The organism is Mesorhizobium sp. M7A.F.Ca.AU.002.02.1.1 (assembly GCF_003998535.1).
GTDB lineage: Bacteria > Pseudomonadota > Alphaproteobacteria > Rhizobiales > Rhizobiaceae > Mesorhizobium > Mesorhizobium ciceri.
This window is the reverse complement of the sequence record NZ_RZPB01000306.1, coordinates 1-6734: the sequence shown is the minus strand read 5'-3', so window position 1 is coordinate 6734 and position 6734 is coordinate 1. Positions and strand designations below refer to the sequence as shown.

Genomic DNA, 6734 nt, shown 5'->3' with positions numbered 1-6734 from the left:
TGCTGACGCTGCTCTACGGCTCTGGCCTGCGCATTTCCGAGGCGCTCGGCCTGACCGGCGCCGATCTGGCGTCGGCGGCCGACACGGTGCTGCGCGTTGCCGGCAAGGGCGGCAAGACGCGCCTGGTGCCGGTGCTGCCGGTGGCGCTCAGGGCAATCGCCGAATATCGCCGGCTCTGCCCCTACCATCTCGACCCCAAGGGCCTGTTGTTTCGCGGCGCCCGCGGCGGCCCGCTCAACCCGGCCATCGTCCAGCGCGACATGGCCAAGCTGCGCTCGGCGCTCAACCTGCCCGATACCGCGACGCCGCATGCACTGCGCCATTCCTTCGCCACGCATCTGCTCGGCCGCGGCGGTGATTTGCGCACCATCCAGGAACTGCTCGGCCACGCCAGCCTGTCGACGACGCAAATCTACACCGGCGTCGACACCGCGAGGCTGCTCGAGATTTATGAGCAGGCGCATCCCAGGGCGTGAACGCCAGTAACGTTCACCATTTGGCCGAAAGCCTCCCCAACGTCGTCATCCCTGGGCGAAGCAGGAGCGAAGCTCCGTCGCGGAGACCCTGGGATGACGAAGAAATGGGCGTTTCCGCTAATCGTTGAAGCATGAGCCCCATCGACGTCAGTTGAGCGCGATAGCCAGTCCAAGACAATTTCTCAGCACAGGTTAACCGTTTTGCCGCTTTTCAGTCCTAGAAGAGGCTCATGAAACGCGTCATAGCCATCGCCGACCGTGCTGCTTCCGTGTCGCTGAAGCTGCTCGTCGCGCTCAATGTTCTGTTCTTCCTGTCGTTCCTCGCCGTGCTGCTGTTCGCGGCCGGCAAGGCGCATGCCGAAGTCCCGACCTGCACCGGTGCCGACATGCTGTCGGCCCTGCAGAAGAACGATCCGGCGAGCTACCGCAAGATCGAAGCGGAAGCCGCCGCGACGCCGAACGGCAAGGGCCTGTTATGGAAGCTGGAAAAGCCCGGCGAGAAGCCGTCCTTCCTGTTCGGCACCATGCATATGACCGACCCGCGCGTCACCACGCTGCCTCCCGAAGCGCAGAAAGCCTATGACGCCGCCGGCACCATCATCATCGAAACCACGGACGTGCTCGACAAGCAGAAGATGATGGTCGCGATGCTCAAAGAGCCGGACCTGATGATGTTCACTGATTCGACGACGCTGGCGTCGCTGCTGTCGCCCGACGATGCGGCGGCCATGAACGCCGCGCTCGACGCACGCGGCATTCCTCCGGCAACGGTTGCCAAGATGAAGCCGTGGATGCTCTCGGCCATGATGGCACTGCCGGCCTGCGAGCTGGCCCGCCAGTCAGGCGGCGCCCCGGTGCTCGATGTCAGACTGGCGCAAGGTGCGAAGGCTTCCGGCAAGCCGGTGGAAGGATTGGAGACGGCTGAAAGCCAGCTGCGCGCCATGGCCTCGCTGCCGCTGGCGTTTCACATGAAGGGCCTCGTCGACACGCTGAAGCTCGGCGATAAGATCAACGACATCAACGAAACCATGATCGTGCTCTACCAGCGCGGCGACACCGGAATGTTCTGGCCGCTGTTTCGCGTGGCCATGCCGGAGGGCACGGACGACCCCGCGGGCTATGCGGCGTTCGAGGAAACCATGATCACCAGCCGCAACAAGGTGATGGTCGAGCATGCCGAACCGATCCTTGCCAGGGGCAACGTCTTCATGGCGGTCGGCGCCCTCCACCTTCCCGGCCCCGAAGGCCTGGTCGAGGATTTCCGCAAGGCCGGTTACACCGTCACGCCTGTCGGACTTTAGTGACTTCAGCTTACTTCGCCAGGATCTGGGCCAGCATCGCCGGGACGACCATCCGGTGAAACGGCATGATGATCGCGAGATAGGCGCGCCCGAGCCAATTGTGCGTCTTGACGATCGTCGTCGCGGCCACCTCTTGCCGGCCGCTGCCAAGATCCCTGACTTCGACCAGAACACGGAAATCGAGATGTCGGTCGTCGAGGCCAAGCACAACCTTGCCGGGAAACTGGCTGATGAGCGGAAATATCCCGATCCGGCCCGACGGCAACACCGCAGTTTCCAAGCCCGTCTTCAGCCGGAACGGCCTGACGGCAAGATTGCGCAGCGCCATGAGCCTGCCGACCCAGGGCGGCGTTCGCCCCAGAGCGCGTTCGGCCGCGCCGAATGCGGTTAAGGAAAGGCCTTCAGTGACCAGCACATAGCGGTCTGCGAACTGGGCTCTGGCGAGAGCATCGCAGTGATTCGGGACAAGCTGAGCTGACGGATTCGTCACGGCAAAACCCTCTGATTCGACCTTAACAGACGCAAACTTGGCGCGCTGCGTGGCGAAACGACGCCACTCCGGCTGCGGAAGGGCAGGATTGTCCTTGTTTTTGGCGTTTTCCAACCCTAGCGTGAAACCAGTTCAATGATTGCGCGTTGTATGGTGTTGATTGATATTTTTCATCCACGGAGGACACTTTTATGGCGAACACACCGAATCCAAACGACCCGTTCAATTCGTCCACCAACGCACCAAGGCCAAGTGGCGGCGGCGGTGGTAGCGGTTGGCTGATTGCACTGGTCGTCGTTATTCTGGCGGTTGTCGCGTATTATGTTTTCGGAAGAAGTGGTGAGCACCCGGCACCCGCCGAGCCGCCGGCGGCCAGCACACCGGCCCCAGCGCCTGCACCGGCGGAACCGATGAAGCCGGCTGAACCTGCGCCCGCGCCTGCTCCGGCACCTGCAGAACCGGCGCCTGCCCCGGCACCCGCGCCCGCACCGGCTCCTGCGCCGGCACCAGCCCCTGCGCCGGCACCTGCACCGGCCCAGTGATTGGCTCGATATCAGTTACGAACGGCCCGCTGAAAAGCGGGCCGTTTTGTTTTGTAGGGGCCGCCAGAAAGGCCTTTCCAGAAACTCGCTCCGGTGAGTCAGCTGGTGTGGTTTTCGAGAACCGGAGCGCAGCGGACATTGGGTCCGTGAGCAGCGCATGACCCCGAAGATCAGTCCGATTTTTTCGGAGAGGATCATGCGCCAATCAAAAAGGGTCACAGCATCCTTTGAGCGTCCAGGAGGGACGCGCGGCGCTGTGAAAGCGGAGAAAACCTCGCCAGATGGCCGCCGGAGTAGAGTTTATGAAAGGGCCTTAGATGTGGATCGGCTTGAAGAACGTCGCCAGCGCCGCCTCCTTGATCGCCTCCGACATCGTCGGGTGCGCATGGCAGGTGCGGGCGAGATCCTCCGACGAACCGCCGAACTCCATCAGCACCGCCGCCTCGTGGATCATCTCGCCGGCGCCGAAGCCGACGATATGGACGCCGAGCACGCGGTCGCTTTGCTTGTCGGCGAGGATCTTCACAAAACCGTCCGTGTGCAGCATGGCGCGCGCCCGGCCATTGGCGCTGAACGGGAACTTTCCGATCTTGTAGTCGATGCCGGCCTTCTTCAATTCTTCCTCGGTCTTGCCGACCGAGGCGATTTCCGGGCTGGTGTAGACGACGCTCGGAATGACGTCATAGTTCACGTGGCCGGCCTGACCGGCAATGGTTTCCGCTACCGCCACGCCCTCATCCTCGGCCTTGTGCGCCAGCATCGGCCCGGCGATGACATCGCCGATGGCATAGATGCCCGGGATATTGGTCTTGAGATGGCCATCGGTCTTGACCCGGCCGCGCTCGTCGACCTCGACGCCGGCTTCCCCGAGCCCGAGGCTGTCGGCATAGGCGCGGCGGCCGGTGGCGATCAGCACGGCATCGGCCTCGATGGTCTCGGCGGCGCCGCCCTTGACCGGCTCGAAGGTGATGGTCGCACCCTTCTTGGCCTTGGCGACGCCGGTGACCTTGGCGCCGAGCTTGAACTCGAAGCCCTGTTTGCCCAGCAACCGCTGGAATTGCTTGGAGACCTCGCCGTCCATGCCGCCCAGGATGGTGTCGAGGAATTCGACCACGGTGACCTTGGCGCCGAGCCGCGCCCACACCGAGCCGAGCTCGAGCCCGATGACACCGCCGCCGACCACCACCAGATGGCCGGGAACCTTATCCAGCGACAGCGCGCCGGTCGACGACACGATCACCTTCTCGTCGATGTCGACCTTGACGCCGGGAATGCCGGCGACATCCGAGCCGGTGGCGATGACGATGTTCTTCGTCTCGATCTCCTCGACCTTGCCGTCCTCGGAGGTGACCGACACTTTACCGGCGGCGAGCACCTTGCCGGTGCCGCGGAAACTATCGATCTTGTTCTTCTTGAACAGGAAGGCGACGCCGTTGACGTTCGACGACACCGTCGCATCCTTGTGCGCCATCATCTTCTTCAGGTTCAATTTCGGCGCCGATGTCTCGACGCCGAGCGTGTCGAAGGAGTGGCCGGCCTCGGCGAACATCTCGGAGGCATGGAGCAGCGCCTTGGACGGGATGCAGCCGATGTTCAGGCAGGTGCCGCCGAAGGTCGCGTTCTTCTCGACCACCGCAACCCTGAGCCCGAGCTGCGCCGCCTTGATGGCGCAGACATAGCCGCCGGGTCCCGATCCGATGATAACGACGTCATAAGCCATGATACTGTCCTTCTGTTTTGAGCATGATGCCGAAAAGTGTGACGCGGTTTTCGGATAACATCATGCTCGATCTGCTTGAGAGCGCTCAGCGGCCGCCGCTTACATTCAGGATCGCGCCCGTCGTATAGGACGCGGCGTCGGAGAGAAGATAGAGAACCGCGCCCGCGACTTCATCCACTGTACCGGCTCTTTTCATCGGCAGCAGATCGCGGAACCGCTCCACCCGGTCCGGCTGCCCGCCGGAGGCGTGGATGTCCGTGTCGATGATGCCCGGCCGCACCGCATTGACGCGGATGCCTTCTAGCGCCACCTCACGGGCGAGCCCGACGGTGAAGGTGTCGATGGCGCCCTTGGAGGCGGCATAATCGACATATTCGCCCGGCGAGCCCAATGTCGCCGCGGCCGACGAGATGTTGACGATGGATCCGCCCGACCCGCCATGACGGGTCGACATGCGCTTCACCGCCTCGCGGGCGCAGAGGAACGAGCCGACGACATTGATGCGCATCATGCGCTCCAGCCGCGAAACATCCATCTCGTCGACGCGCGCCTTGACGTCGACGATGCCGGCATTGTTGACGAAGGCATCGAGCCGTCCATAGGCGCGGTCGACGGCCTCGAACATGGCCACGATATCGGACTCCTTGCCGACATCGCCCTTGACCGCGAAAGCCTCGCCGCCGGCGGCCTCGATCTCGGCGACCAGCGCCTTGGCGGCCTCCTGGTTCGAAGCGTAGTTGACCGCGACCCGGTAGCCGGCCTTCGATCCGAGCCGGCAGATCGCGGCGCCGATGCCGCGGCTGCCGCCGGTGACCAGCAGCACCTTTTGCGTCCCGCTCATTCCTGGCATCCCTTCAAGGCAAACACATCCCACGGCACTTTCGAAAATCCGCTGCCGCCATAGGCGCTGGATTGGCGCAACGCCGACCCGAGGTCCGGCAGGATCAGCGTCTTCGGCGCTTCGACGCCTTCAGCCGGCAGCAGTCCGATGTTGCCCTTTTCATCCGCCGTGTAGATGACGCCGTGCCAGGGCGTGCAGGCGGCAAGCTCCTCGCCGGTGACGTCGCCCTCGGGGCATTTGTGCATCAGCGCACCGTTCGGCCGCGATACGCCTTCATTCCACATGACGATGCCGTTGAGCACCACATCATTGTCGAGAATCATGCGGAAGGTGTTGGTGACGGTCGCCGAGGTGCCGGTCGGCGTGAAGTCGATCTCGCTGCCGCTCTGTGTATCGCCATAGACAGCGAGCTCGATCGGACAGGCGGCGTGAGCGCCGGCAGCGGCCAGCACCATGCCGGCCGCGATCGATGCGATCGAAAGCACCTTGGAAAGGCTAAGGGAACGGGTCGTCATTCTGCCGCGCAGATCCCTTCCTCCGGCACACATTCCAACAGCCGGATCAGCACCAGACCTCAGAGATCAAGCACCAGCCGTTCCGGATCCTCCAGGCTTTCCTTGACGCGGACCAGGAAGGTCACCGCTTCCTTGCCGTCGACGATGCGGTGATCGTAGCTGAGCGCCAGGTACATCATCGGCCGGATCACGATCTGGCCGCCCACTACGACCGGCCGGTCCTGGATCTTGTGCATGCCCAGAATGCCCGACTGCGGCGCGTTTAGGATCGGCGTCGACATCAGCGACCCGTAGACGCCACCGTTGGAAATCGTAAACGTGCCGCCCTGCATGTCGGCGACCGACAGCTTGCCGTCGCGCGCGGCGATGCCCAGCCGGCCGATGTCCTTCTCGATCTCGGCGATCGACATCTGGTCGGCATCGCGCACCACCGGCACGACAAGGCCCTTTTCGGTGCCCACGGCGACGCCGATATGGGCATAGTTCTTGAAGATGATGTCGGTGCCGTCGATCTCGGCATTGACCGAGGGGATTTCCTTCAGGGCGTGGGTGACGGCTTTGGTGAAGAAGCCCATGAAGCCGAGCTTCACGCCGTGCTTCTTCTCGAACACGTCCTTGTACTTGGTGCGCAGCGCCATCACCGCTGACATGTCGACCTCGTTGAAGGTGGTCAGCATGGCTGCGGTCGACTGCGCTTCCTTGAGGCGGCGCGCGATGGTCTGGCGCAATTTGGTCATGCGCACGCGCTCCTCGCGCGATGCATCGTCGCCCGCGGACGGCGCCCGCACGGCAACCGGTGCCGGTGCTGCTTTCGGTGTCTCGGCCGGCTGCGACGGCGCGCCCTTGGAG

The 6734-nt window shown here is 63.6% G+C and carries 6 protein-coding genes and 1 pseudogene; 2 read left to right on the top strand and 5 right to left on the bottom strand.

The features are described 5' to 3' along the window. Together EN879_RS19090 and EN879_RS19085 are read left to right on the top strand one after the other, a co-directional pair. The coding region (locus EN879_RS19090) for a tyrosine-type recombinase/integrase (RefSeq protein ID WP_164774465.1) at positions 1-476 on the top strand (476 nt) is incomplete at its 5' end. A 230-nt stretch (positions 477-706) separates the two neighbouring features. Beyond that, a complete protein-coding gene (locus tag EN879_RS19085) occupies positions 707-1777 on the top strand; it encodes a TraB/GumN family protein (protein WP_063169536.1) in 1071 nt (356 codons plus the stop codon). 10 nt (positions 1778-1787) lie between these two features. Here EN879_RS19085 and EN879_RS19080 read toward each other — a convergent pair whose 3' ends face one another. The 5 genes and pseudogenes from EN879_RS19080 to odhB form a co-directional block, all read right to left on the bottom strand. Next, positions 1788-2267 (bottom strand): DUF2867 domain-containing protein, encoded by a 480-nt coding sequence (locus EN879_RS19080; RefSeq protein WP_063170405.1) that lies wholly within the window; start codon positions 2265-2267, stop codon positions 1788-1790. Positions 2268-3122: 855 nt separating this feature from the next. Then, a pseudogene (gene lpdA, locus EN879_RS19070) lies at positions 3123-4538 on the bottom strand (dihydrolipoyl dehydrogenase); the annotation flags it as partial. Between the two features lie 76 nt (positions 4539-4614). Next, positions 4615-5370 (bottom strand): SDR family oxidoreductase, encoded by a 756-nt coding sequence (locus EN879_RS19065; protein ID WP_013528853.1) that lies wholly within the window; start codon positions 5368-5370, stop codon positions 4615-4617. Beyond that, the gene (locus EN879_RS19060) at positions 5367-5885 is read right to left on the bottom strand and encodes a hypothetical protein (protein WP_063169538.1); all 519 of its coding nucleotides are present in this window, start codon (positions 5883-5885) and stop codon (positions 5367-5369) included. Before EN879_RS19060 ends, EN879_RS19065 begins: the two co-directional genes overlap by 4 nt. A gap of 59 nt (positions 5886-5944) precedes the next feature. Beyond that, on the bottom strand, positions 5945-6734 hold a 790-nt coding region (gene odhB / locus EN879_RS19055), incomplete at its 5' end, for a 2-oxoglutarate dehydrogenase complex dihydrolipoyllysine-residue succinyltransferase (protein ID WP_127274176.1).

Bases quoted from the DNA above. Each gene is read 5' to 3' on its own strand.
- EN879_RS19065 (WP_013528853.1), bottom strand. From the start codon at position 5,370: ATGAGCGGGACGCAAAAGGTGCTGCTGGTCACCGGCGGCAGCCGCGGC.
- EN879_RS19085 (WP_063169536.1), top strand. From the start codon at position 707: ATGAAACGCGTCATAGCCATCGCCGACCGTGCTGCTTCCGTGTCGCTG.
- EN879_RS19060 (WP_063169538.1), bottom strand. From the start codon at position 5,885: ATGACGACCCGTTCCCTTAGCCTTTCCAAGGTGCTTTCGATCGCATCG.